1 protein-coding gene is annotated in these 1,594 nt (G+C 71.6%); it reads left to right on the top strand.

The features are described 5' to 3' along the window. Nucleotides 1-94: 94 nt before the first annotated feature. The coding region (locus RF647_RS18955) for an NAD-dependent succinate-semialdehyde dehydrogenase (RefSeq protein ID WP_368813087.1) at nt 95-1,594 on the top strand (1,500 nt) is incomplete at its 3' end.

A 1,594-nucleotide genomic window follows, 5' to 3' on the forward strand; every position in this document is an offset into this window, starting at 1 on the left:
GTGCTGTCGCCCGCCCGTCCGACGAACCCCCTGACGCAGCGCAGCGCCACCGGTGCCCGGTGGCCCGGCGCGCGTCGAGAAGAGAGGCTGATACATGAGCACCACGGACAAGGCCCCCGCGGCCACCGGCATGAAGGACCGCATCGAGTCGGTCCTCGCCAAGACCCCCACGGGACTGCTGATCAACGGTCAGTGGCGGCCCGCCTCGGACGGGGGGACCTTCGAGGTGGAGAACCCGGCCACCGGCGAGGTCATCGCGACCATGGCCTCGGCCACCCGGGCGGACTCCCAGGCCGCGATGGACGCCGCCGCCGACGCCCAGGAGTCCTGGGCCCGCACCCCCGCCCGGGTCCGCTCGGAGATCCTGCGGGCCGCCTTCGACCTCGTGCAGGAGCGCGCCGAGGACCTCGCCCTGCTGATGACCCTGGAGATGGGCAAGCCGCTGGCCGAGGCCGCCGGAGAGGTCAAGTACGGCGGGGAGTTCCTGCGCTGGTTCGCCGAGGAGGCCGTGCGCGACTACGGCCGCTACCTCGACACCCCCGAGGGCAACCTGCGCATGCTGGTCACCCACAAGCCCGTGGGCCCGTGCCTGCTGATCACCCCGTGGAACTTCCCGCTGGCGATGGCCACCCGCAAGGTCGCCCCGGCCGTGGCCGCCGGCTGCACCATGGTGCTCAAGCCCGCCCGGCTGACCCCGCTCACCTCCCAGTACTTCGCCCAGCTCATGCTGGACGCGGGCCTGCCGGCCGGGGTGCTCAACGTCGTCTCCTCCAAGTCCGCCGCGGCGGTCTCCGAGCCGATCATGGCCGACCCGCGCCTGCGCAAGGTCTCCTTCACCGGCTCCACCCCGGTGGGCAAGCAGCTGATGAAGCTGGCCACGGACAACGTGCTGCGCACCTCCATGGAGCTCGGCGGCAACGGGCCGCTGATCGTCTTCGAGGACGCCGACATCGACAAGGCCGTGGCCGGCGCCATGGCCGCGAAGATGCGCAACATGGGCGAGGCCTGCACGGCCGCCAACCGGCTGCTGGTGCACGAGTCGGTCGTCGACGAGTTCGTCGAGAAGATGGCCGAGAAGATGGCCGCGCTCACCGTGGGCAACGGCGTGGACGACGGCGTGAGTGTGGGCCCGATGGTCGAGGCCAAGGCCCGCGACTCCGTCGAGGAGTTCGTCACCGACGCCGTCGAGCGCGGGGCGAAGGTCGTCGTCGGCGGCAAGCGCGTGGACGGGCCCGGCTACTTCTTCCAGCCCACCCTGCTGCGCGACGTCCCCGTCGACGCCCGCGCGGTCCGCGAGGAGATCTTCGGCCCCGTGGCCCCGGTCGTCACCTTCAAGGACGAGGACGAGGCCGTGGCCCTGGCCAACTCCACCGAGTACGGCCTGGCCTCCTACGTGTTCACCGAGAACATCTCCCGCGGCCTGCGCATCGGCGACCGCATCGAGTTCGGCCTCATGGGCCTCAACGTCGGAGTGATCTCGAACGCGGCCGCCCCGTTCGGCGGCGTCAAGCAGTCCGGCCTGGGCCGCGAGGGCGGGGCCGAGGGCCTCCACGAGTACACCACCACCCAGTACATCGGCGTGGAGAACCCCTGG

Source organism: Kocuria sp. CPCC 205263, from assembly GCF_040981075.1.
GTDB lineage: Bacteria > Actinomycetota > Actinomycetes > Actinomycetales > Micrococcaceae > Kocuria > Kocuria rosea.